Source organism: Candidatus Villigracilis sp., from assembly GCF_057083605.1.
This window is the reverse complement of the sequence record NZ_JBXMTI010000026.1, coordinates 11,347-37,246: the sequence shown is the minus strand read 5'-3', so window position 1 is coordinate 37,246 and position 25,900 is coordinate 11,347. Positions and strand designations below refer to the sequence as shown.

The window sequence follows — 25,900 nt, the reverse complement described above, 5'->3', positions numbered from 1 at the left end:
GTGCCATGACTGAGACCATTCAAATCGCTCTGAAGACTCTGGAAGCGCAACTTAACCAGCCGCTGGAGGCCGCGCTTGAAGCCTGCGCCCGCTGCGGACTTTGCGCCGAGGCCTGTCACTACTATCGTGCCGAGCCGAAAGTGGAACATATCCCCGCCTATCGCGCGGAGCAACTGCGAAGTGTTTATCGTTATGAACACGATATGTTGAGCCGCTTGTTCCCCGCGTGGACGGGCGCGAAAAAACTCGATGAACCGATGCTCGCCAACTTAACTGAAATCGCCTTCAGCCAGTGCACGCTTTGCCGTCGCTGCACGGTGAACTGTCCGCTTGGGGTGGATACACCCTTGATGATGCGCGCCATCCGCGCCATGGCGACTGCTTCGGGAACCGCGCCAGAAATTCTGGTGATGCTCGCGGACGCCGCGATTGAAAAAGGCAAAGACCCGTCGTTCTATAAAGAGATGTTCCTCGAGCAGATCAAGGAAATGGAAGAACAACTTCGCGATATCACAGGCGACCCGACCGCAACTATTCCCGTTGAAAAGCAAGGCGCAAAAATTTTATACGTGCCTCTCGCGGGCGCACACACAATCCTGCCGCCTGCGGTTGTCTTCAATGCCGCCAAGGAGGATTGGACGCTCTCGATTTTTGAAGCCGCGAATTATGGAGTATTTTTGGCGGACGTGGGCCGCGCAAAAGCTGTCGCGAAAAGAATCGTGGACGAGGCTAATCGTTTGGGCGTGAAGGAAATCGTCATCGCCGAGTGCGGGCATGCGTATGCGTCCTATCGCTGGGATGTTCCCAATTGGTTCGCGGGCGAATTCGATTTCAAAGTCCGTTCGCTGATTGAGGTGCTGGCTGAGTATATTCAGGATGGAAAAATCAAAGTTGGTCCGACTGCCATCCCTGAAGCCATCACGTATCACGATTCGTGCAACCTTGCTCGCAACGGCGGGCTGATTGAAGAGCCGCGTTACGTCTTGAACAAGATCACAACCGATTTTCGCGAGATGACCCCCAACAGAGCCGAAGCCATTTGTTGTGGCGGCGGAGGCGGGTTGGTTGCACTTGCTGAATATGCCGAGCGCCGCATTGCGGCGGGCAAGCCAAAAGCCGATCAGATCAAGAAAACGGGAGCGCGTGTGGTTGTCGCGGCATGCGAGAATTGCCGCCTGCAACTTGGAGATTTGAACGAGCATTACGATCTAAATGTCCGAATCACCGCGTTGACAGATCTTGTGGTGCGTGCCATGCGTTTGCCTAAACCGTTGCCTGGAACAGAAGCCGAACATCTGTTTGAAGGTGAAGAGGTTTCTGTCGGAAAAAATCAATAGAGATCAACCAGGGCTACTAATTAGCGCAATTGCCACCCTGGCTCGGTGTCTCTTTTAATAGTCCTCTGGATTGATTGAAATAAAATGGCCTGTCTTTTAGACAGGCCATTCGTATTCACTTCCCAATCCGCTGGGAGAGGAGTTAGTGAGGGTGTGCGACTTTCTCGGTTTTGCCTGCATACTTCTCAGGTTCTTTATCGAAGGCTTTCTTGCAGCCCATCGAACAGAAGTAGTAGGTTGTGCCTTTATACTCGGAAGTACCAGCAGCAGTTGAAGGTTCAATATTCATGCCGCAAACGGGGTCTTGTACGGTTGTTACCATGGTTATCTCCTTTTGTTTGACATGACACAATTGTCACATAAATAGACTTCTCTTCTTAGCGCCATATTACCTGAAATCCTATAGGCAGTTTAGCTTATTATCAGGTTTAAAAATGTTGTTTATAGTGACGACAAATTCTCAGCGATGTTCTGCCGTGCCCTGAGGATCAATTAGCGCAACTGCCACCTTGGCTTGGAGTCTGTTTTAGTAAGCCGCTGGCTTGAAGGGATTGATGCACTATGTTGGCGCCATAGGCCGAAGAATAATCCTGACTCACAACCAGGCGCGCGTCGGCGTCGACGAAATCAATATCCTGGTTTGCTTTGAGATAGACCGCGGTTTCCATCGTCTGTTGTGGGAACCAATATGCATTCACATATTTTGCAGCTTTGAACATCTCGTCTACACTGGCATTCTGCGAAGCCATCAACTCCAGCAAACCGAGCATGGCCATGCCATGATTACAGTCAGGGAAAAGCGTGTGGTTGTTGCAGCATGGACGATACACTGCTGAAGCCACTTCTTCCACTCGTGCTTGTTGTTCAGGAGTGAGCGGGACCAAGTCCATGCTTGCATAAAGTTCGGTGATCGGTTTCGCGGCGAGAGTCCATCCGCCAGTGGATGCGAAACGCTCGATCTGGCCGCCGCTGTTTTGAACCATAGGGCCTTCGGTGAGGATTGAATTTCTATTGGCCAGCCCAACTGCCCAGAAAAAGTTAAGCAGGAAGTGAGCGTTCTCTGCCGTGATGACAACTTGCTCATTGCTACCCTTGTTTAGGATTTCAATCTGATCCTTGCTGAAGGTATCGCCGCTGGCACTCATTACATTCGCGAAGGCATCATAGTCAATAACACCCGCTTCGATCAATTGCGGACCCAGCTTCCCATAAGAAACAGATAGAGCGTAGCCTTCTTTAGGATTTACCTGCTCATAAAGCTCAGCTAGTTCTTTCTGCTGTTTCGATTCGGCGGTTTCATCCTGACCCCACTTTAGATATCCGCTCCCGATGCCCAATAGATACGTAATAACAACGGCGATCACGATCCACGCAATTTGTATGATGCGTTTGTTGGCCGAACTGATTTCATCAACAGGTTTTGAAGTTGTTTCTTCTCTTGGTTCTGTCATGGCTTCTCCTCTGGCTCACAGGATTTCTGGAATGGCTTATTCAGAGATTGTTTCTTCATCCTTCAGATACTTCTCAGGATCGCGCTCGAACATTGTTTTGCATAACTGCGAACAGAAATAATATGTCTGCCCTTTGTATTGAACGCTGGCCGCAGCGTGTTGCGGATTAACCGTCATGCCGCATATGGGATCTTTGATCATCTTTAATGCTCCTTATTCTTGTTGTAATTCGTATCCAGCCTGCTCCCATTCCGCCATGCCGCCTTTGAGATTCCAAATATTTGTGTATCCGAGTGAAATAAGTTTCTCTGCGGCGATGGCGCTCATACGCCCACTGCGGCAATAAAGCACGATCATCGCATCTTTATCGGGAGGCAACTGAGAAAGATTCTGCTCGATCTGGTCATAGGGAATGGATAAGTCTGTATCTGCAATGTTCCCTGCAAAAGGGATATGTACATTGATGAACACGAAGTCCTTGTTTTTCAGCATCGCATTCAATTCGTTGGGAGAAACGTCTTTATATGAGCCGCCAGCCACCGTGATCGTTTCACCCGTCACAGGCTTGGGCTGACAACTCGCAAGAATTACAGCAGTTAGTAATATGAAAATCACTCTTTTCATTATTTATGTCCTTTGCAGAGTGTGTCCGCTTAAATAACCGAGATAGGCAGGCACAAGTGGAAGCACACAGGGTGAAAGGAAGGAGAGCAAGCCTGCAAGCATGGCAGTTAGATAAGTGGGTGCGGCAGCGTAGGTGGCAAAAGACTCAATGAAGTAACCATTCTTGAAAGCCCAGATTGCGATCAAACTCATGGTGTTCGTCAACAGCAAAATCCCTATCGCAATGATGAACAGGCCGCTGGCAATCTTGAAATATTTTTGATATGGTCTCATGCGCTTGAGCCAGCCCGATGCACGTTCCAAGCCCAGCGCCAGCCCAAGAAATGGAATTCCCAAACCGAGTGAGTAACCCGAAGATAGCCACATTGCCTGTCCAACAGTTTGCTGACTCAACCCCATGGTTAATATCGCGCCGAGGGTCGCGCCAATACACGGACTCCAGCCCGCAGCAAAGAAAATGCCCATAAGGGCCGACCCGCCATACGTCCCGCGTTGACCCGCGTATTGGGCGCGTGTATCCGCATAGAACCAGGGAATTCGAATCACTTCAAGAGTCGCTAATCCAAACAGGATGACGATCACGCCGCCGATTTGCGCGATGACCGTTTTATACGCTCCGAACAACTGCCCAATGACCGTCACTGAGCCACCCCAGCCGACGATAAATATCAATGAGAAACCCGCCACAAACAGAAGGGCGTGCAAAAATATTTTCAATCTTTCAGTTTGAGATGAGACGAGCGAACCTGCGGTTTCAGATGCCATAAACCTGCCTGCCAAAAATGGGATGCTTCCATCATAAGCAAAACCCCGCCCCTGATTGAGCGCAGGATGGCGGGATTTTGTATAAGCAGAATGGCTTATGACTTTTATCGCTTTAGAGACTCACTTCTCCCCTTCAATTACCATGATGAATTTCGACCAATTTGGAGAAAAATCTTTGACCTCGATTTTTTGAAAACCCACATCAGCAAAAAACTTTTGGATTTCACCCTGCTCATATAGGTTTGTTCTCCACCACATTCCAGCCAGCCATTGCGTAATCATATTGCGCCTGGTCATAATGACGAGAAGCCTGCCCCCATTTTTAAGTAGTGTTTTCAGGTTCAGTAAAGCGGCTTGAATTTTAGCCTTCGGCAAATATTCAAGCATGGTCGAGGTAATGATCAAATCGTACTCTTTCCAGTTTGAAGGAAGAGCATCGATCTCCAAAACATCAGCCTGTTGTATTTCAACGTTATTCGCTCCCTGCTCCACAACCCATTGCTGAAATATCTCCAACATATTCTGTGTGAGATCAAAGGCATGAAATTTTATTCCTTCGTAACTCGCCTCATTCGCAATTCGATACAGCACCCTGGTGATGATGCCCGTGCCACAGCCTGCATCCAGGATCTTGAAGTTGTCGCATATGGTTTTTGTCCCTCGAAAAAAGGATTCGAGTTCCCTGCCCCATCCCAGAAAACCCACAAAGAGTCGTTCGTAAAGCGGTGCTCTTTCCGTATAAAGTTTTTGTGTTTTGTTGTTGGGCTTCATACTTGATCAGGCGACAATGGCAAATGGATGGATAACCGTGTCCCCTTTCCCGCCTTACTATGGACCTCGAGCCTGGCTCCGATTAAATCGGCTCTTTCGCGCATCCCAAGCAGGCCGAAGTGCCCGTTCGGCGCAAAGTCGGTGGGACTCTTTGGCATGTCGAAGCCAATGCCGTTATCGCTGACTTCCAGTTTAATTTCTTCATTCGCAAAACTGATGTTCAAATCTGCGTGCGTGGCTTGTGAGTGACGCACAACATTATTGAACGCCTCTTGCGAAATGCGATACAACGCCAGTTCGACTTCTCGTGAGAGACGCTGCTCTTCACCAGATTTATGAAAATCAATAGCGAGTGCATTATTCTGGCTTGTCTCACGAGCCAGCATTTCCAGCGCGGTGACGAGGCCAAGGTCTTCGAGATAAATCGGGCGCAGGGCGCGAGTCATACGGCGCAGGTTTTCGATGGTTTGTTCGGCCAGCGTTTCAAGCTCGCCCAAAGTACGCCGCGAAGGTTGGTCTTTTATGGTTTTATGTGCCAGTTGTACGCGCTGCTTCAAAGCAATCACAGATTGAATTGTGTCATCGTGCAGCTCACGCGCCAGACGCAATCGTTCTTCTTCCTGGGCAGAGGTAATCGCGCCGATGTAATCATGCAACCCCTCCTGCGCAGATTGAACTTTACGCGCCATCACGGTCAATTCCATTTGCAGATGCCGTACTTCAGAAATTCCGCCAACAGATTCCTTGATGGCCTCAAAGTCACCCCAGGCCAATGCAGCGGCTTTGGATTCGAGTTGCTGCAAAGGTTGGACGATCTGTTTTGCGCCGAACCAGAGCGCGATCAATGCCAGGATGAAGGCGGGGACAATCACCAGTGGAGCCATCTGAGTCAATCGCAAGGATGGGCTGACCACCATTTCCCATTCTTCTTCCGTGATCAATGCCCAACCCGTTGGTTCGATTGGGCTATATGCAACCACGTGTTCGGTATTGTCTTTCTCTATATAATGAACGCCACTTTTCCCTTGCAGTGCTTCTGCCACACCGGGGTGGTCAGCTTCCAAACTTTCCTGTGCGAATGTGCCGCTCACGAAAAGCAATTGGCGCGATTGATCCAACAGGTAAATGGTCACATGGCTGCCTGTTGGGTATGTTGTGGAGAGGGTTTCAGCGGCGAATGTTTCGGGTGAAAAGGCGCCCGCTACGATCACATTGCGGGAGGTGGAATAGACCGAAATGATGACGAAGAAACGCTTCGAGTTAGGGTCAAGGACTTGGGCGGAGAAAACAGGTTCACGGTCAGATGGAGAAGCGAGGGAAAGAATTTGCGCGTTTTGGGACAACCATTTCCAAAAACTTTCATCGTCGGTATTGGCGAGCAGTCCTCCATCAGAATCAAGAAAGGCCACCCCACCATTGAAGTCATTGGCAAGATCATTTGTGGTGGCGAAGATTTCGTCAAAACTCAGGTCTTCAGAAGATAAGACAGCCATGCTGGAAATGGTTGCCATGCGATGATGCAGTTCGGATTGGAGTGCAGCTGCGGAGGATTGAACTGCGCGCTCATCACGCTCGCCGACGAGGGCACGCATATCCTGTTGGTGGAGGCTCACGCTGCCGAATGCGATCAACAGCAGTAAAAGCGTAAGCGGCAATACAGTGATCGCGAAAAGTTGTGTGAGGCCGCGCCAGCCAGGCAGGAGACGCCAGACTTCGGAAGTCTTTTTAGAGTCGGTTAGGTCAGAGAGTCTTTGAGCAGACTTCCGAGATCTTTTCATTCAGAAATCTGCCCGGCAGTTTGCGAGATCAGCCCTAGTGACACGGCACGCATAACGGCTTCAGTGCGGCTGTTGGCTTGCAGCTTCGCAAAGACGTGGGCGAGATGCCCCTGCACGGTGCGGTCACTAATAGCAAGCTGGACGCCGATGGCTTTATTTGTATATCCCTTGGCGGCAAGGCGCAGCACATCCAGTTCACGATCTGTCAGCGGCTCGACGATTTTCTTTTCAGGGTCTTTGAATATATTGGACATCAATTTACGCGTGATGACCGGGTCAAGCGCGGATTTGCCTTCATGCACATCGCGGACAGCCTGGATCAATTCGTCAGCCTGGCCCGTTTTGAGCACATATCCATTTGCACCGGCCTGCAAGACCGCCATCACGTAGGGGTCATCGTCGTAGGCAGTCAGGATCAACACGCCCACTTCAGGCAAATGCGCGCGTACCCAGCGAGTCACTTCAATGCCGCTGGCTTTAGGCATTTGGATGTCGAGCACAGCTACATCGGGTTTGTGTTTCTGGATGAGGGACTGGGCTTCTTCGCCATCCCCCGCTTCCGCAATGACCTGTAAATCTTTTGCGCTTTCAAGCAGTTGCCTCACCCCCGCGCGGACGATGTGATGATCGTCAGCCAGAAGAATGCGGATCTTTGTTTTTGATTTGCTCGATGATTTTGGCATAGCTTAATTTATCCAATTCCTGGTTGAGGGCTTGTGCCTGAAAAATATTCGGGAGGGCCAGCCATACGATGCCGAGACCAGCGAACAGTCCAGTAATGAAGCGCATGATGGAGTTGAACGAACCGAGCGCATCACCTGCGTAGAATGTCGCGGGAAATGAGTCATTCGTCAAAATGGCAAGCCATTGATTCGTATCTCGAAATCCCAACCCAATACCTACAAGATCACTAATAGCATGGGTAGTTCCGTCAATTATAAGGGGAAGCAGGAGCAAAGCGAAGCCCCACCACGATAGTGCTTTGACCCTGCGCCGCAACGGCCACCACAAGACCGCGAAGAGCCAAACGCTTGTGTAAAAAGAGATCATGCGATCTGACCAGGCGATCTTCCAACCCATGCTTTCGTTGCCAATAAATTGACGAAGAATCATAGGGTTAGCAGTGTTCTGCCATGTGTTTTGAATTTCAATCAGTGAATACATGGCCTTATCGCCAAACAGAAAAAATGAACGTTCTGGAAGCTGGTGGCAGAAGAATGAATAAATAAAGTAGATCGATTTTCCCAAACCCGTCCAGCCGAGATACATGAATATTGGCGCAAGAAAGGGCGTGAATACCCACACGCCGTATGCCACAAGAAATACTTCAAACCAGTAGCGTCCAAGCCAGGCACCGAAGGATAGTATCTTATTACTCGATTGGGTTTTCGCAATACTTGCAGTCATTCATGACTCACTTTCGTAAATGAGATGGGCACAAAGGAAATCTTTGTGCCCACAAGGTACTCTTTGTTTATTAGACTAAATCAATTCTCAAATTATTACCATCGAAAGCTTCCATACAAGCTTTCCATCTATTTGACGATAATTGGCAATTTCATGCCCGCTTCGTAGTGACCTGGTGTATGGCAGGCAAACTCAAGAGTGCCGTCAGGTGCAGCTTCAGTAAAAGTATAGTCAAAGGAGGCAGTAGCGCCAGCGGGCAAGTCAGCTGCTTCGATCATAGCCAGTGCCATCTCGTCTAACGTTCCCATATCCATGGCCATACCCATTTCGTCTTCTGTCAGTGGCGGCATGATCATGATCTCATGCTCAACTGTACCTGCGTTAGTCACGACGAAATGATAGGGAACACCTGTTTCGAACTCGGTCAACGATGGTTCGATCCCAAATTCTGTCAGAGTGATGGTCACTTCTACTGGGGCACTGGCCGCTTGTCCAGCGCAGGCCGTTAGCAACAATCCAGCGACACTTAAAACAACAAACAATTTTCTAAACATAAACATCTTCTCTCCTTATAGGGTTAAATTTATATTGTTCCAAGTGTAGGCAATTTATCTCGGATATTCCAGAGCCATATGCCGCATGGGAATATAGGCAATTTGGCTTATGACTGATTTGAAAATTGTGGATGCAGTTTTACATCCAGGGCGTTCTTAATGGCAGAGGTCGTCTTTGCAGATGTTTTATGGCTGGAATTTTCTGCAATTGAGAACCACGTCTGCCCATCATTACCGTGCAGGATCAGCGTAGCTGGCTCGGCTGATTCGCCATAAATAAGCAGAACCAGCATTTGACAATCACATTCGCTGGTTCCGTGGTTCGGGCAGGGACAGTCACGCAGCGCCAGCCGCGCTGTATGCAAATCAAAAGTTTGTATGGGTCGCAGGCCCGCCTGTAACAACTGTTTCTTTGTCCATTGTAATGCTTCGTCACAGGGATGGTTGACCGATAAGAAGGGAGAAATATTCATAAACGCCTCGTTTGGTAACGTTATTTTAGGGATTCCTTCAATAAATGGTCAGGGCTACTTCACTTATTTATATATAAGCAAAATTGCCTATTGCAGGAGGCGAGGCCAAAGGGTCTCCCTCATCCCCAGCCCTTCCCCCGAAAGGGGAAGGGAGTCCCTCAGCAACCTCCCCTATTTACAGGGTAGGGATTCCCCCCATTTGCAATACTTTGAAGAGAAACGAAAATATTTCATCAGGGGCATTGTGCCTGCCATGGAATGTCCGCAAAATGTGGAGCCTGTTATGAACACTCGTCTGTTATCAACTGCACCTGTAAACCAAAATTGGGGGGCGCTCAAGATTGCAGGGATTTATTTATTTGTCGGGAGTATGTGGATCTTGTTCTCAGACAAACTCGCGGCAGAGATAGCACAAGATCAAGACACGTTAAGCAGGCTCAGTACATATAAAGGCTGGGGATTTGTGTTGGTTACAGCGCTGTTGTTGTATTGGCTGATCCAGCGTTATACGGCTGAACTGCAAAACAGTGAACAGAAGTTTTCCATCTTATTTGAAAAGGCCACTTTTTCCTCCGCCCTTTCGAAACTGCCTAATGGTACTTTTATAGACGTCAACCAGGAATTCGAGAGATCATTTGGATACACAAAGCAGGAAGTGATCGGTAAGACCTCCCTCGACCTGGGGATAAACCCTGATCCTGATAGTCGGGCACGGATCGTCTCGGCTCTTCAATCAGAGGGATCGGTGCGCGATATTGTATTGACCCTGCAAACGAAGTCGGGTGCGGCCCGCGACTTTCTGGTCAACATAGATATGGTGGATATTGGAGGGTCTAAATATATTCTCCAGACCGCGCGGGATATTACCGAACGCAGGCAGGCTGAAGAGGAATTGAAAAAGGTACACGATGAATTAGAGCTAAAGGTTCAAGAACGAACCTCCGCTCTCTCGCAAGCCAATTCCCTGCTGCAGGGGTTGATGGATCATATGCCCGACCATATCTACTTTAAAGATACCCAGAGCCGCTTTATCAGAAATAGCAGGTCTCAGGCTCTTATGCTGGGGCTAAGCGACCCGGCCGAGGTGATCGGCAAAACCGATTTTGATTTTTTCCCGCACGCGGCACAGGCTTATGCCGAGGAACAGGAAATTATGAGATCAGGTCAGCCCATGGAGGATTTTGAAGAGCGGGTCGTTTGGCCGAGCGGACAGGAAACCTGGGTGTCGACCACAAAAGTTCCCATGCGTGATTCAGAGGGACAAACCATCGGCATCTTTGGCATCTCCCGCAATATCACCGAACGTAAGAGAACGGAAGGAGCCATTCAACAACTCAACGCCGACCTGGAGAAACAAACATCACAACTGGCAGCTGCGAATAAGGAACTCGAAGCCTTTTCCTACTCTGTGTCACATGACTTGCGTGCGCCGCTGCGTGCGATCAATGGATTCACACAAATTCTCATTGAAGATTATGAAGCCAACCTCGATGATGAAGGGAAACGTGTGTGCGCTGTCATTACCAACGAAGCGCAACGAATGGGACAGTTGATCGATGACCTGCTGGCTTTTTCACGCTTGAGCCGCAAGGAAATTCATTTATCCAATGTGGATATGAGGGCGCTCGCAGATTCGGTATTGAACGATTTAGCCGACGAAGACATTCGAGCGCGCATTGATTTCCAAATTGGGGAACTTACACCAGCCGTCGGGGACCCTGCGATGTTCCGTCAGGTGTGGGTAAACCTGCTTGCTAATGCAATCAAATTCACGTCCAAAAAGAAGCGGGCCTTTATCGAAGTCGGCAGTACGCTCCAAGATGATGAAATCGTCTACCATGTACAGGACAACGGCGCGGGCTTCAACATGGATTATGCAAACAAGTTGTTCGGCGTCTTCCAACGCCTGCACAGTGAAGCGGATTTCGATGGGACCGGAGTGGGGCTTGCAATCGTACAAAGAGTGATCCACCGTCATGGCGGGCGCGTTTGGGCGAAAGGCGAAGTAGATAAGGGTGCTGTATTTTATTTTGCGCTGCCGCAGAAAAGAGAATGCTCATGAACGATTTTAAAATGAATGCCGTGGATGTGTTGTTGGTGGAGGACAACCCCAGAGATGCTGAGTTGACGGTACGGGCATTGAAAAAACGTCATCTTGCCAACCAGCTTTATCACGTGGAGGATGGAGCGGAGGCATTGGATTTCCTTTTAGCGCGCGGGAAATATGAAGGCCTGGAGACGAAGCATCTGCCCAAAGTGGTGCTGCTGGATCTAAAACTCCCAAAGGTAGACGGCCTGGAAGTTTTGCGCATCATCAAAGCGGACGAACGGACGCGTGCCGTGCCGGTAGTGGTTGTGACATCCTCGGCCGAGGACCCCGACATCAAGACCGCTTACGATCTTGGAGCGAATAGTTACATCATCAAGCCTGTCGATTTCGATACATTCCTGATCGCGATGAGCACACTTGGGTATTATTGGTTGATGGTAAATCATACGGCGAAATAGTATGAAGGATAAGCATTACGCAACGTCCAGAAAGAATCCGCTAATCTCCGCGAATTTGCGCTAATCTTTTTTGAAGTCGCGAGTGCGTAGGTCAGGCTTGCAGCCTGACACTCCTTTGAGATGTGAGCTTTGGCAGGTTGCAAACCTGCCCTACAGAGTGCTAATCTTTTAAATTGGTGAAAATTAGCGAGGACATTGTGCCCGTAGGGTATTAGCGAACGCACATGGGCTTGATGGATCGAGAGGAAGTAAATTATGAACGAACCTATCCGTATTCTGGTTCTGGAAGACCTGCATACAGATTTCGAGATTGCACAACGCGAAATCCGTAAGGCAGTAAAGGGGTGCGAATTTCAACGGGTGGAAACGCGCAAGGATTTTCTAAAGGCTTTGGAAGTATTCCAACCCGACCTGATCCTCTCGGACTATAGCCTGCCGCGCTTTGATGGTATGAAGGCCCTGAAGTTAACGCTGGAGCACGCCCCTTTGACGCCGCTCATCATCTGGACCGGCTCCATGACCGAGGATATCGCAGCGGAATGTATCAAAGCAGGTGCAAACAATTATGTTCTGAAGGAAAACAAAAAGCGGCTGGGAATTGCGGTAACACATGCCCTGGACGAACGGCGTTTGAAGTTGAAGCACAAACAAGCGGAGGAAAAATATCGTGCCATCTTTGAAAGTTCGGTGGAAGGCATTTTTCAATCCACACCACAGGGACGTTTTATCAGTGTCAACCCGGCTATGGCGCGTATCTATGGCTATGCTTCACCTGAGGAGATGATCGAATCGGTTCGGAATATCGCAGACCAAATCTATGCTGAGCCCGATGATCGCAACGAGTTTATTGAGTTATTACAAGCCAAAGGCGTTGTTGAAAACTTTGAAATGAAGAACCTTCGCAAAGATGGCAGCATTTTCTGGAGCTCCACATCTGCCAGGGTTGTGCGTGATGCCGAGCAAAACGTTCTTTACTACGAAGGCTTTCTACAGGATATTACCCAGCGCAAGCAGGCCGAGAAAAAACAGCGCGAGAACAAAGCGCGTTACCGCGCCCTCTTTGAACAATCTCATGATGCCATTTTTATCCTTGACTTTCAAGGCCGCCATTTGGATGTAAATCAGCGCGCGGCGGACATGCTTGGATACACAACCGCGGAAATGATGGGGCTGTCGATCAGGGAGCTTTCTGCCGATCCGCAACAAAGCGAAGATGTGCTGCAGAGGTTGATAAACGGAGAAAATCTACCGGTCTACGAGCGCCGCCTGCGTAAAAAGGATGGGGGCATCATTACGGTGGAACTCAACGTGGAGCTGGTGCGAGACGTTGATGGAAATCCCGTGCACATTCAAAGCCTCGTGCGCGACATCAGCGAGCGCAAAAAGGCGGAGGAAGCGCTGACAACCAGTGAAAGGCGTTTTCGCGCGATGATCGAGAATGGACTGGACGATATTTCGCTTCTTGGAGTTGACGGTACGCTGTTGTGGGAAAGCCCTGCCGTCCATCGCAACCTAGGTTATGCGCCGAGTACCTATAGTGGACGCAGCCTTTTCGAATTAATGCACCCGGATGACCTGGAATGGACAAACAGTCTGTTCTCCAAACTTACCCAGGAGCCGGGTAGCCACCAGATGGGCGTCTTCCGCCTGCGCCATGCCGATGGAACCTGGCGCTGGATCGAGGCCATTGTCACCAATATGCTCAATGAGCCGAGTGTAAATGCCATCGTCGTGAACTATCGTGACGTCACCGAGCGCAAACAGGCGGAAGAAGCCTTACAAAGTTCAGAGGCCAAATTCCGTTCGCTGGTCGAGAATTCTCTGCAGGGCATCTCAATCTACCAGAGCGGCAAAATGGTGTACGCAAACCCTGCATTATGCAAAATGAATGGATACACGGCAGAGGAGCTTCGCGGCATGTCGGCGGATGAGCTTATTGCCCTCACCCATCCAGATGATCGAGACATTGCGCGGGAACGGGCAGAGAAACGACAGAATGGTGAAGAACTATCTTCAAATTTCGAGTTTCGAATCATAAGAAAAGACGGTTCAATTGCCTGGTGGCAGGCTTTCAATACAGCGATTAATTTCGATGGAAAGCCGGCAGTTTTATCGACGGTACTTGATATCACCGAGCGCAAACAAGCAGAAGAAAAATTACGTGAGAGCGAGAAACGGTTGATCCAGGCACTGACTGCGGCGCAGATGAGCGTTTGGGAATGGGATCTGGATACCAACAACATACTTTGGTCGCCGGAGTTTTTCGAAATTACGGGAATGAAAAAAGATGATTTGGATAGAACCTTCGAATCATTTACAAACCTGATCCACCCTGAGGATGCGGAGCGCGTGCGGGCCTCCGCGCAAAAAGCGCTGGCAGATGAAACACTGTTTGCGGAGGAGTTTCGCATCACCCGCTCAGACGGTGAAGTGCGCTGGCTCTCGAACCTGGGGCGGGCTGAGCATGACCCCTCCAGCAAATATCTGCGCTTGATCGGAACGGTGCAGGATATCACCCAACGCAAACAAGCCGAGCTGGAGCGCCAGGCGCTTTTAGAGATCGTGCAGGGGCTTGGCAATACCAAGGATTTGCAGGAATTCCTGAACCTGATCCATCGTTCGATTGCCAACGTGATTTACGCGGAAAATTTCTTCGTCGCTTTTTATCACAAGAACACCGGTCAGTTCGAAGAGATCTATTCGGTGGATGAATACGATCCGCCGCTTCCGCCCTCCAAAATGGAAAAAAGCATTACTGCTTATGTGTACCGTACCGGCGAACCTCTTTTGCTGAACAAAGAAAGGTTCCACGAATTAGAGGCACAAGGCCTGGTGGAAATGCTAGGCACAGACTCAGCCTCGTGGCTGGGAGTGCCGCTCAAAACACAGCATGGCATCATTGGCGTGATCGTAGTGCAGGATTACGAACGCCCCAACCGCTATACCGAGCATGATAAAGAATTCCTGGCATCCATTGCTTCGCAAGTGGCCTTAGCCATTGAGCGCAAACTGGCAGAGGATGAACTTCGCAAGGGCGCAGACATCCTCTCACAGGCGGGGCAGATCGCGCACTTGGGCGCATGGGAAATCGAAATCAGCAATCCCGATGATCTGAATTCCAACCCTCTCCACTGGTCGGATGAAACCTACCGCATCTTTGGCTACGAGCCGGGCGAAGTGCCATCCAGCAATGAGCTTTTCTTCGGGCATGTGCATCCCGAAGACCAGCCCAAGATTGTGGAGGCTGTCAGCCAGGCCATCGCGGAAAAAAAGAATTACCAGACCGAACACCGCATCCTCCGCACGGACGGCAGCCAGCGCATCGTCTTTGAACATGCCCAGATCACTTACAACATCGATGGAAAACCCGTCCATATGCTTGGGGCTGTACAGGACATTACAGAGCGCAAACAGGCAGAGCAGATCGAACGCGAACAACGTGTCCTGGCTGAAGCCCTGCTGGATACAGCCGCAACACTCAACAGCACCCTCGATTATGGCGAGGTATTGGATCATATCCTCAACGCGGTTGAGCGCGTGGTGCCGCACGAGGCCGCTACGATCATGTTGATCGATGAAGGAATTGCTCGTGTAGTCCGCCTGCGGGGTTATGCGGAACGCGGACTCAGTGAGGAAGCGATGAAAGTTGAATTCGCACTGGCTGATACAGAAAACCTGCGGCAGATGTTTGAGACAGGGCGGCCCGTAGTTGTACCCGACACGTACTCTTATCCGGGGTGGAAGAGGGTGAAGGTTACCGATTGGCTGCGCTCAAATTTAGGCGCGCCGATTATCATTTATGGTGAAGTGATCGGCTTTATCCTCCTTGATAGCGCCATGACCGGTTTTTTCACTCCTGTTCACGCCGAACACCTGAACGCATTTGCAAACCAGGCGGCTATCGCCATCTATAACGCCCGTCTTTTACACCAGGCACAGGAGGAGATCACAGAGCGCAAACACGCACAGGAGATCGAGCGTGAGCAGCGTACTCTGGTTGAAGCCCTGCTGGACACTGCCGCAACGTTGAACAGTACTCTTAATTACGGCGAGGTATTGGATCACATCCTCACCGCCGTTGAACACGTTGTGCCGCACGATGCCGCCACGATCATGCTGATCGACAATGGAACGGCCCATGCAGTGCGCTTGCGAGGTCACGAGCGGCGCGGGTTTGATACTGATGTAATGGAAATCAAATTCCAGGTGGCCGAGACTCCCAACTTACGAGAGATGCTGGAGACTGGGCAGCCTCTGGTTATATCCAAGACACAAACTTACCCGGGTTGGAAAGACTTACCCTCCACTAATTGGATACATTCAAATGTTGGCGCGCCGATCATTATTCAAGGTCAGGTAATTGGTTTTATCCTTCTGGATAGTGAGACAAGCGGGTTCTTCACGGATGTTCATGCCGAACGTTTGAACGCCTTTGCAAACCAGGCAGCACTCGCCATCCATAACGCCCGTCTCTTGCAGCAGGCGCAGGAGGAAATCACCGAGCGCAAACACGCAGAAGAGGCATTGCGTGAGAGCGAGGAAAAATATCGTCTCCTATTTGACAGCAACCCCTTGCCCATGTGGATCTATGATCTTGAGACCTTAAGCTTCTTGAAAGTCAACGATGCAGCAGTGAGCCATTATGGATATTCTGTTGATGAATTCATGTCCATGACAATCAAAGATATCCGCCCGTCTGAAGATGTATCCAAGCTGCTTGAGAATGTCGCACATGTCACCAGTGGAATTGATAGAGCAGGCATCTGGCGGCATTGCAAAAAAGATGGCACGTTGATTCATGTTGAGGTCGTATCGCATACTGTCGAATTTGAGGGCAGGCACGCCGAATTGATACTTGTAAATGATGTTACCGAACGAGAAAAGGCGGAAATTGAACTGCGCAAATCCGAAGAGCGATTCCGTCAATTGGCGGATAATATCGAGGAAGTATTTTGGATGACCGACATAGGGGAGGACGAAGAGGAAACAACTTACATCAGCCCTGCCGCAGAAAGGGTATGGGGGCGCTCCACCGTAGATGAACTGGTTCCCCTGGATGATTTCATGGAATCCATTTGGCCCGAAGACCGGGATCGGATGCAGGACGCAATCGTAAGACAAAGAAACGGGGAGAGAACAGACCTGGAATATCGCATCATACGACCCGATGGGTCTGTGCGTTGGATCTGGGATCGCGCCTTCCCGATTGTGGATGACTCAGGCAGGGTGGCGCGTCTGGCCGGTATCGCAGCGGATATCACCGAAAAGAAACAAACCGATATCGAGCTAAAGGAACGCCAAAGTTTTCTGCAATCCATCATGGATAGCGCGCCGGGTTACATCGTCACAAACGACCTGGAAGGCAACTTCCTGTATGCAAATCGAACCTGGCCAGGCCAGAGTGAGGAAGAATTCCGCAAGACCAATCTATTGGATATTATTCATCCCGAACATCGCGCATCCGCCTGGGATGTCTTTCAAAGAGCGATCAAGACCAAGACCATTCAGCGCACCGAGCAGCCCAGCCTGGATGCCGATGGAAAGTATCATTGGTTCGAAGTGATACACAGCCCCATTATTGTTGATAACAAGGTGGATCGGGTTACTTCTTTTGTTCAGGATATCACCGAACGCAAACAGGCGGATACCGACCTGCGTGAAAGCCAACTGCGATTTGCCGGCATCGTCAACTCGGCCATGGATGCGATCATCAGCGCCGACTCTGAACAGCGCATTGTGCTGTTCAACCCTTCCGCCGAGCAGATGTTCGGATGCAAGGCTGCAGATGCGATTGGCCAACCGCTCGAACGCTTCATACCGGAACGCTACCGGGCTGCACACCACGGGCATGTTGCCACTCTGGAAACGGCTGAGGCCATCAGCCGCAGCATGGAAAACGAGAACATGCGCTACGGCCTTCGCGCAGACGGTGAAGAGTTCCCCATTGAAGCCTCCATTTCACACATTCAGGTGGCGGGGCAGCATTTGTACACCGCCGTTCTGCATGATATTTCCGAACGCAAGGAAGCCGAAGATGCCCTGCGCGAAAGTGAAGCGCGTTTCATGAGTGCCTTTGAATTTGCGCCGATCGGCATCGCATTGGTATCCACCTTAGGCGGCTGGCTTAAAGTCAATAACGCGTTGTGCAACCTGGTTGGCTACACCGAGCAGGAACTCATGGCAATGACCTTCCAGGATATTACACATCCCGATAACCTGAACACCGACCTCAACTTTGTAAACCAGATGCTGGCCGGGGAGATCAATACCTACCAGATGGAAAAGCGATACATCCACAAATTGGGGCATTTCGTATGGGCGCTATTAAGCGTCTCTGCGGTAAAGGATAACCAGGGAAATCTCCAGTATTTTGTTTCGCAGATCCAGGATATTACCGAGCGCAAACAAGCCGAAAAAGAGATCGCGCGGCAGATCACTGAACTGGAAGCCGTGTACGAAAACGGGCTGGCCATTGGTCAACTGTTGGAACCGCGCGAGATCGGCGAAAGGATCATGGAAACCTTTGCACGCTATCTCTCCTGGCATCACGTCACCATTCGCCTGCGAAAGGAAGATAGCGACGAATTGGAGTTGGTGGCCTTTAACCTGCCAGGTCTAAAAGAGGAAGACCGGGCCGAAGCCGAAAGAAACTTCACCTCCCGCATCAACCGCGTAGGACAGGGCATGAGCGGCTGGGTGGCTCAGACCGGCCTGCCAATCCGTAGCGGAGATGTGAGGTCACTGCCGCAATACGTGGATACACATGAAGACATTCAATCCGGCTTATATATGCCGATCCGAATTGGCGAGCGCGTCATCGGCGTCATCAGCGTGGAAAGCGAAAAGGCCAACGCACTCACCGCGCAGGATCAGCGTTTGCTGGCTACGCTGGCAAACCAGGCTGCCATCGCCTTTGAAAATGCGCGACTTTATCAATCCACCCAGCAGGAATTAATAGAACGCAAGCGCATGGAGCAGGAACTCCGAAAGAGTCAGGAAAGCTATTTAGACTTGTTCGAGAACTCTCCCATTGCCACCTGGCTGGAGGATTTTTCTGAAGTAGACACGTGGATGAAAGGATTAAGAACGCGAGGCGTAACAAACCTGGAAGAATTCCTGAAGAAAAACCCCGAAGAATTGAAATATGGGGTCGGGCTGATCCGCGTTCTAAATGTGAACCAGGCTGCCCTGGGGCTGAATGGCGCATCCAGCAAAGAAGAGTTGATTGGCCAAGTGCATAATTTATTGAGGGAACCCACTGTACAGCGGGAAATGATCAATGAGCTGAACACGATCTGGAATGGCTTTACTTCATTCGGCTTTGAAATGTCCAGCCGAAGATTGGATGGCGGCCAGATTACCGGCATTCAACGCATTTTCATTCCAAGCAAGGATGGGAGTCCCGATTTTGGGCGTGTGATCTTAACCAGTACCGATATTTCCGAACGCATAGATATCGAAAGGGCATTGCGCGCCAGCGAGATACATTATCGTGAATTGGCAGATAGCATTACCGATATCTTCTTTGAATTGGATCACAACCTGTGCTTCTCTCACTGGAACATTGCCTCTGAAGCATTAACGGGTGTCCCGGCGAAATTTGCCATCGGTAAATCACTGCGCGATATATTCGGCGAGTCAGCGGAAACAGATAAGATCGAAAAGATCTACGAGAGCGTGCTGATAGAGAATCAACCCAAAACATTCGAGACCTTTCTCACCTTGAGCCACGAGCGGCGTTTTATTGAGATCAACGCCTATCCTTCCGTGCGCGGCGTTTCAGTTGTCGCCAAAGACGTCACCGACCGCAAAAGATCAGAGACGATCCTGGAGAAGCGTTTTGAATTAATGGAATACTCCGCGCACCATTCGCTGGAAGAGGTAATGCAAAGGGCGGTTGATGAGGTCAGCAAATTGACCAACAGTGAGATCGGCTTCTTCCATTTTATGGAAGCGGATCAAACCACCCCTAGCTTGCAGACCTGGTCCACGGAGACGCTCAAGCTCTTCGACATCGCCCCCAGCGAGGGTATGCATCTTGCCGTGGATCAGGCCGGGGTGTGGGCCGAAGCGCTCCGTCAGCGTGGCTCGGTGATCCAAAATGATTACGAGTCCCTGCCGAATAAAAAAGGAGTGCCGAAGGGTCACGTGATAATCACGCGCGAAATGGTGATCCCCATTATCCGTAACGAAAAAATTGTGGCCGCCATGGGTATTGGCAATAAGCCGATGCCATATACGCATCGAGACCTTGAGATCGCCGAACGGTTCGCAGATTATGCCTGGGACATCACCGAGCGCAAAGAAATGGAGATAACACTGGCCGATGAACGCAACCAATTGGCGCAGCGTGTGGAAGAACGCACAGCCGACCTAAGCCGCGCCAACTCGAACCTGGCACGCGCCCTGCGTGTAAAGGATGAGTTCCTGGCTAATATGAGCCACGAACTGCGCACACCACTGAATGCCATCCTGGGTTTATCTGAAAGCCTGGCCGAACAGACGGCTGGCCCGCTCAATGAAAAGCAAATCAGATATATTTCCACCATCGGTGAGAGCGGCCATCATCTCCTCTCGTTGATTAACGATATTCTCGATCTGGCCAAGATTGAAGCCGGTCAGATCACCCTGGATATCACCAAGGTGGACGTAAACTCGGTCTGTCAGGCTAGCCTGCGTATGATCAAACAACTGGCGCAGAAAAAGAACCAGAATGTCATGCTTAAGATCGATGAGGGTCTGGGGTTGATCTGGGCCGATGAGCGCCGCCTCAAACAAATGATGGTCAACCTGTTAAGCAATGCCGTAAAGTTCACGCCCGAAGGCGGAAGACTTGGCTTGGATGTTCGTGGAAACCAGGAAGAAAACAAAGTATCCATCACCGCCTGGGACAACGGCATCGGCATCAGCGAAAGGGATATGACACAGTTGTTCCTGCCCTTCGTACAATTGGATTCAGGTCTAGCACGCGAGGTAACAGGCACTGGTTTAGGGCTGACACTGGTAGCACAGATGGCGCGCTTGCATGGTGGCAGTGTCACCGTTACCAGCGAGCCGGGCAAGGGCAGCCGCTTCACCATTATGCTGCCGTGGGAACCAGCACTGGCGGTTGGCATTGCCGAAAGAAAGAAGGTTACCGGGAAGCTGAATTCGCTGAAGTTAAATGATGATGCCAAACCAATCATCCTGCTGGTCGAAGATACGCAAGAGGTAACCATGATGATCTCGGATTATTTGGAAAGTAACGGGTATAAAGTAGTCACCGCGCAAGACGGGGTGGAAGGGGTTGTTCAGGCCAAGGCTGCTCACCCTAACCTGATCCTGATGGATATTATGATGCCGCGCATGGATGGTTTTGATACCACACGAGCACTCAGAAACGAACCGAATTTCAAATTCACCCCGATCATTGGCCTCACCGCCCTTGCCATGCCCAACGACCGTGATCGTTGTATCGAGGCAGGCATGAACGATTACATCAGCAAGCCGGTCAACTTAAGAGCGCTCGTCAAAACCATTCGAAAATATCTTCCCAGCGAAGAGGAGGCTAAACTCCCATGAGCACCATACTAATCGTAGATGACGACCCTTCCGCCAGGGAAACTGCGGTTGCCATGCTCGAAGGCGAAGATTATCAGCTTGAACTGGCAAAGGATGGTTTTCAGGCGCTGAAAATACTGGAGGAGGTTCAACCTGATTTGATCCTGCTCGACCTCATGATGCCCGGCATGAACGGCTACGAAGTCTGCCGCCGCATCCGCTCCACGCCGAAATTTGCTGAGGTGCCGATCATCATTCTCACCGCTTTGGATGACCGCGGTTCACTGCTGCGTGGGATCGAATCCGGTGCAGATGATTTCCTCACCAAACCGGTAGACCGCCATGAACTCGTGGCGCGCGCGCGTACCATTACTCGCTTGAACCGCTACCATACTTTGGTGGAACAGCGCGAAAACTTGCGCGCCATGGCGGAACGCATTTTCGAAGCCCAGGAGCAGGAACGTCAGCGTATCTCGCGCGAACTGCACGATGACATGGGACAGGCCTTAACCACGCATATGCTTGCCCTGCGCAACTTGCAGGATGATCTATCCATACCGGTTGCCGCGTTGTTTGAACGCCTGCAAGCCCTCTACGAACAAACATTTGAAATATCTGTAAAAATCCGCAGGCTCGCACAAGACCTGCGTCCACCCGTGCTGGATGCCCTGGGTTTGAAGATGGCTATGCAAACCTATTGCACTGAATTCACCCGTCGCACGCAGTTGCCGATCACCTTCGAAACGGACCCCTCCCTGCCCGCTCTTTCGGATACATATAACCTCACACTCTATCGTGTTTTACAGGAAGCCCTCACCAATATCATCAAGCACTCACAGGCCAGCCAGGCCTGGGTCAGCTTGAGCGTGGAAGATAATATGATCAACCTGATCATTCAGGATAACGGGCATGGGATCACGGAAGGAACAATGCAATCCAACGGCATCGGCCTGGCGGGCTTGCGTGAAAGGCTGACCATTGCAGGAGGTAAACTCAACATCAGGTCCAGCGCGCAGCGAGGCACTGTCCTCACGGCGCAATTTCCGTTGACGAACAATAACAATAATCATAAAGCAGAGGCTTCCACATGATACGTGTACTGATCGCCGAAGACCATCTCATGGTGCGGGCAGGCATTCGTGCCCTGCTGGAAAAAGCGGGAGATATCCACGTAATGGGCGAAGCCTCCAACGGGCAGGAAGCCATCGAAATGACACAGTCACTCAAGCCGGATGTGCTGATCATGGATATTATGATGCCGCGTATGAACGGCATTCAGGCTTCCGAAAACATACGCAATCTGAAGCTCCCCACCAACATCCTGCTGCTCTCGATGTATGCCGATGAGGGCTTTGTGCACCAGGCACTTCAATATGGCGTGAAGGGCTACGTTCTAAAATCCTCCGTCAGCGATGAATTGCTCTGGGCAGTCCGCGCGGTGGCGAACGGAGAAACCTATTTGAGCAATCCCATTTCAGAGATCGTCATCGAAAGCGCTATCAACCCGCGCTCCGTTTCACAGGATAACGACCCGCTGTCCAGCCTCTCCCCGCGCGAGAAGGAAATTCTGCAATTGATCGCCGAGGAACATACCAGCGGCGAAATCGCAAAGATGCTGTTCATCAGCGAGAAAACAGTCGAAAAACACCGCGCCAACTTGATGGAAAAATTGAACGTCCGTAATCTTGCAGGGCTGGTGCGTTTGGCGGTCAAATATCACCTGGTAGACCAGGATCCATAACACGGGAGTGTGTCCCGCAGGCTGAATGGGTGTTTCTACGTATATGCAAGAATTGCTGCGTGGATAAGAATGGATAGTTAAGCAGGACTTACGAAAACCTTTCATGTATCCGCTAATCTACACAAATCTGCACTAATCTTTTTAAATTCGCGCGGATTGGCGTAGATTAGCGGACAAAAATCATTCCACGTAAGCCCCATAAGAAGAATGGCTTTCCCCCAAGGAGTAATCTGATGAGCAGTACAGTTTTAATCGTTGATGATGAATATGCAGGCCGCGAAACACTTCTATCCGTGTTGGAAGGGGAAGGCTACAATCTCGAAATGGCAGAGAGTGGTTTGCAGGCTATTGAAAAAGCAAAAATTCTTATGCCGGATGTGATCCTGCTGGATATCATGATGCCAGGCATGACCGGTTTTGAAGTCTGCGAGCGGATACGTAACGACCCCCAGGTAGCGGAAATTTCCATCATTGTGCTTACAGCATTGGATGACCGCGAATCGATGTTGACCGCCTTGAAAGCCGGTGCAGATGATTTCATCTCGAAACCATTTGACCGTTTTGAATTACGTGCCCGTCTGCTTGGCATCACACGCCTGAACCGCTATCACAAACTGGTCGAGGAACGTGCGAAACTTCAGGAGGCGCACGCTCAACTTTTAGCTGCTTATGAAGCCACCATCGAGGGTTGGTCTCACGCCATGGACTTGCGCGATAAAGAGACCGAAGGCCACAGCCGCCGTGTGACTGATCTAACAGTTCAATTGGCAAAGGAATTTGGCATCAAAGACGAGGAATTGCTTCATATCCGTCGTGGTTCTCTATTGCACGACATGGGCAAACTCGGCATTCCAGATTCCATTTTACAAAAGCCGCAAAGCCTCACCAATGAAGAGTGGGATATCATGCGTATGCATCCGCAATATGCCTACGATATGCTTTATCCCGTTGATTATCTGCACAGTGCCATCGAAATCCCCTATTGCCATCACGAAAAATGGGATGGCTCAGGCTATCCGCGTGGTTTAAAAGAAAATGAAATCCCTCTCGCCGCCCGCATCTTCGCCATTGTGGATGTTTGGGATGCGCTAACATCGGACCGTCCCTACCGCCCTGCATGGTCGAATGATAAAGCGCTGGCTTACATCCGCGAGCAATCTGGCAGGCATTTTGATCCGCGAGTGGTGGATATGTTCTTTAAAGTTATCAAATAAACCCAACTGAATTCAAAAGCACCTCCTGTGAGTAAATACAGGAGGTGCTTTTGATTCGTAAAATCTCCAACGGGATTCGTAGTGGCGACTAAAGTCGCTATTGGGTGAACGACTAACCCACAGGGCTTAGTCGTTACTACATGTTCGTGAAGTACTACTGATACGATTAATCGTCCGCCGCAGCCAGTGCTGTATCAAGCACTTCTGTCTCGGCCATGGGTGGTCTAAAGATCAGAAAAACCGCGTTGAGCAGAATACCCAACACCGCAGCCGTCGCGATAGCAGGCAAGCCGCTGGGGAAAATTCCCTGCAGGAATGGGATTGGCAGGAGGCCATTGGCGTATCCGATGTTACCGCCGATGCCAACCACCATAATGGTAGCGCCCACAGCCAGGTTACGCGGGTCGAACATGCTGACCTTATGCTCCTGCATCAGCGCGATGCCCTGCATCCCGATTGCGCCAAAGAGGTAAATTGCCAAACCACCACTGACAGCCAATGGAACGGTTTGCATCAGCCCAGCCAGTTTACCCACGAAGCCAAGCAGCACCGCAATTACACCGGCTGCAATCAGAGCAGGCCCGGAATAATTTCTGGTGATAGCCATCAGCGAGTTGTTCTCACCATAATTTGTGCCCGCCGTAGCACCGAACAAACCCTTCATGGTGTCATCCACGCCATCCAGAACCAGGTTGAAACCGATGTTTTCATCCAGGTCATATTTTTCGCGGCCCATGTCCTCTGCAAAACGATCAACGTATAAGCTGATCTGATAAAGGTGCGCGGTGGATTCAGGGATAGTCGCAATCGCCATGATCGCCACACTGAAGATGGCAGTGCCTACCAAAGCTCCGCTGAAGGTGGGGAGGGTAAAGTGTGGAACCGCAAACAATGGCGCGGCGGCAACGGCGGCAAAACTCACCGATCCGGGTTGAACGATGGCTGAGAATATATAACCTACAATTGCACCCAGAATCACCGGGATCATGCCAAGGAAGCCCTTGCTTTGGAGGTATACCGAGAACAGAATGGTCGCGACCAGGGTAACGATTCCAACTCCCCAGTTTGCCGCCACCAAACCCAAAGCTGCAAAGGCCAGGCCGAAGCCGATGATCGCAGCTACCGAGCCAGTGATGATCGGGGGCAGAACCATATCAATTCTTTGCTTGCCAACGGCGCGAATGATAAGGCCGATCACGATGTTCAAGAGGCCCGTCACCACAATGCCAGCTTGAATGGTGCTGATAACCTCGTCTGGCAGAGGCGTTCCGAATGCGGGCGGGCTTCCAGTCATGGTTGTGGCAATGGTTTGATAGGCCGCAATATAACTAAAACTGGAACCGTAGAACAATGGAATGAACTTGCCGATCCTCCACTTGGAAAGCAGCAATGCAACAACTGTGCCCACACCGGAGAGAGTCAGCACCGTGCCCACGTGAAACCCGCATAATGCAGCTACGAATGCTGTGGCTGGAAACATGGTCAAAACGTGCTGGAATCCCAGCAAGATCATTTGGCCCATCGGAGGCGTATCGTTGGGCAGATACCCCATCACGCTCCTGCTGGGCGTCATGGAACTACTTGTCATCGTTTTCGGGGGCATCGCAGTTTTTGGAGTCTTTGAACCCTTGGAGGGCTTTGAAGCCTTGCGAGTGGTTGCTTTAGGTTTAGCCATTTCGTATCTTCCTCCTGACAATTAAAATTATGAAAGTTGAAACGCCCGGGAACAGTAAAATT

General features: G+C 50.5%; 18 protein-coding genes and 2 pseudogenes. 7 read left to right on the top strand and 13 right to left on the bottom strand.

Features of this window, described 5'->3' with window-relative positions; translation table 11 throughout:
• Positions 1 to 5: 5 nt before the first annotated feature.
• Complete coding sequence (locus AC14M5_RS04460) at positions 6 to 1,337, top strand: (Fe-S)-binding protein (protein ID WP_484028431.1); 1,332 nt, start codon at positions 6 to 8, stop codon at positions 1,335 to 1,337.
• A gap of 142 nt (positions 1,338 to 1,479) precedes the next feature.
• Here the strand turns inward: AC14M5_RS04460 and AC14M5_RS04455 are convergent, their stop codons facing one another.
• The 12 genes and pseudogenes from AC14M5_RS04455 to AC14M5_RS04400 all read right to left on the bottom strand — a co-directional run bounded on the left by AC14M5_RS04455 (position 1,480) and on the right by AC14M5_RS04400 (position 9,160).
• Positions 1,480 to 1,659 (bottom strand): YHS domain-containing protein, encoded by a 180-nt coding sequence (locus AC14M5_RS04455; protein WP_484028430.1) that lies wholly within the window; start codon positions 1,657 to 1,659, stop codon positions 1,480 to 1,482.
• A gap of 166 nt (positions 1,660 to 1,825) precedes the next feature.
• Positions 1,826 to 2,788 (bottom strand): hypothetical protein, encoded by a 963-nt coding sequence (locus AC14M5_RS04450; protein WP_484028429.1) that lies wholly within the window; start codon positions 2,786 to 2,788, stop codon positions 1,826 to 1,828.
• A 36-nt stretch (positions 2,789 to 2,824) separates the two neighbouring features.
• Positions 2,825 to 2,989: a YHS domain-containing protein gene (locus tag AC14M5_RS04445; protein ID WP_484028428.1), complete on the bottom strand. Its 165-nt coding sequence runs from the start codon at positions 2,987 to 2,989 to the stop codon at positions 2,825 to 2,827.
• 12 nt (positions 2,990 to 3,001) lie between these two features.
• Positions 3,002 to 3,412 (bottom strand): rhodanese-like domain-containing protein, encoded by a 411-nt coding sequence (locus AC14M5_RS04440; protein ID WP_484028427.1) that lies wholly within the window; start codon positions 3,410 to 3,412, stop codon positions 3,002 to 3,004.
• Positions 3,413 to 3,436: 24 nt separating this feature from the next.
• Positions 3,437 to 3,514 (bottom strand): annotated as a pseudogene (locus AC14M5_RS04435) (cytochrome c biogenesis protein CcdA); the annotation flags it as partial.
• Between the two features lie 108 nt (positions 3,515 to 3,622).
• Positions 3,623 to 4,177, bottom strand: a pseudogene (locus AC14M5_RS04430) (cytochrome c biogenesis CcdA family protein); the annotation flags it as partial.
• A gap of 120 nt (positions 4,178 to 4,297) precedes the next feature.
• Positions 4,298 to 4,948, bottom strand: coding sequence for a class I SAM-dependent methyltransferase (locus tag AC14M5_RS04425; RefSeq protein WP_484028426.1), 651 nt, complete (start codon positions 4,946 to 4,948; stop codon positions 4,298 to 4,300).
• A complete protein-coding gene (locus AC14M5_RS04420) occupies positions 4,945 to 6,726 on the bottom strand; it encodes a sensor histidine kinase (RefSeq protein ID WP_484028425.1) in 1,782 nt (593 codons plus the stop codon). Before AC14M5_RS04420 ends, AC14M5_RS04425 begins: the two co-directional genes overlap by 4 nt.
• The gene (locus AC14M5_RS04415) at positions 6,723 to 7,409 is read right to left on the bottom strand and encodes a response regulator transcription factor (protein ID WP_484028424.1); all 687 of its coding nucleotides are present in this window, start codon (positions 7,407 to 7,409) and stop codon (positions 6,723 to 6,725) included. The genes AC14M5_RS04420 and AC14M5_RS04415 overlap by 4 nt, the downstream gene beginning before the upstream one ends.
• Positions 7,357 to 8,133: a hypothetical protein gene (locus AC14M5_RS04410; protein WP_484028423.1), complete on the bottom strand. Its 777-nt coding sequence runs from the start codon at positions 8,131 to 8,133 to the stop codon at positions 7,357 to 7,359. Before AC14M5_RS04410 ends, AC14M5_RS04415 begins: the two co-directional genes overlap by 53 nt.
• Before the next feature lie 128 nt (positions 8,134 to 8,261).
• Complete coding sequence (locus AC14M5_RS04405; RefSeq protein WP_484028422.1) at positions 8,262 to 8,687, bottom strand: cupredoxin domain-containing protein; 426 nt, start codon at positions 8,685 to 8,687, stop codon at positions 8,262 to 8,264.
• A gap of 107 nt (positions 8,688 to 8,794) precedes the next feature.
• Positions 8,795 to 9,160, bottom strand: coding sequence for a hypothetical protein (locus tag AC14M5_RS04400; protein WP_484028421.1), 366 nt, complete (start codon positions 9,158 to 9,160; stop codon positions 8,795 to 8,797).
• Positions 9,161 to 9,443: 283 nt separating this feature from the next.
• On the opposite strand from AC14M5_RS04400, the gene AC14M5_RS04395 reads away from it, so the two are divergent.
• The 6 genes from AC14M5_RS04395 (at position 9,444) to AC14M5_RS04370 (ending at position 24,163) form a co-directional block, all read left to right on the top strand.
• Positions 9,444 to 11,222: a PAS domain-containing sensor histidine kinase gene (locus AC14M5_RS04395; RefSeq protein WP_484028420.1), complete on the top strand. Its 1,779-nt coding sequence runs from the start codon at positions 9,444 to 9,446 to the stop codon at positions 11,220 to 11,222.
• Positions 11,219 to 11,668 (top strand): response regulator, encoded by a 450-nt coding sequence (locus AC14M5_RS04390; RefSeq protein ID WP_484028419.1) that lies wholly within the window; start codon positions 11,219 to 11,221, stop codon positions 11,666 to 11,668. Before AC14M5_RS04395 ends, AC14M5_RS04390 begins: the two co-directional genes overlap by 4 nt.
• Before the next feature lie 255 nt (positions 11,669 to 11,923).
• Complete coding sequence (locus tag AC14M5_RS04385) at positions 11,924 to 21,229, top strand: PAS domain S-box protein (protein WP_484028418.1); 9,306 nt, start codon at positions 11,924 to 11,926, stop codon at positions 21,227 to 21,229.
• On the top strand, positions 21,226 to 22,299 hold the full coding sequence (locus tag AC14M5_RS04380; protein ID WP_484028417.1) for an ATP-binding response regulator: 1,074 nt from the start codon (positions 21,226 to 21,228) through the stop codon (positions 22,297 to 22,299). The genes AC14M5_RS04385 and AC14M5_RS04380 overlap by 4 nt, the downstream gene beginning before the upstream one ends.
• Positions 22,296 to 22,949, top strand: coding sequence for a response regulator transcription factor (locus tag AC14M5_RS04375; protein WP_484028416.1), 654 nt, complete (start codon positions 22,296 to 22,298; stop codon positions 22,947 to 22,949). Before AC14M5_RS04380 ends, AC14M5_RS04375 begins: the two co-directional genes overlap by 4 nt.
• A 233-nt stretch (positions 22,950 to 23,182) precedes the next feature.
• Positions 23,183 to 24,163, top strand: a complete 981-nt coding sequence (locus tag AC14M5_RS04370) for an HD-GYP domain-containing protein (RefSeq protein WP_484028415.1) — start codon at positions 23,183 to 23,185, stop codon at positions 24,161 to 24,163.
• Positions 24,164 to 24,329: 166 nt separating this feature from the next.
• On the opposite strand, the gene AC14M5_RS04365 is transcribed toward AC14M5_RS04370, so the two are convergent.
• Entirely contained in the window at positions 24,330 to 25,838 is a 1,509-nt protein-coding gene (locus tag AC14M5_RS04365) for a uracil-xanthine permease family protein (protein WP_484028414.1), read from the bottom strand.
• Between the last annotated feature and the right edge of the window lie 62 nt (positions 25,839 to 25,900).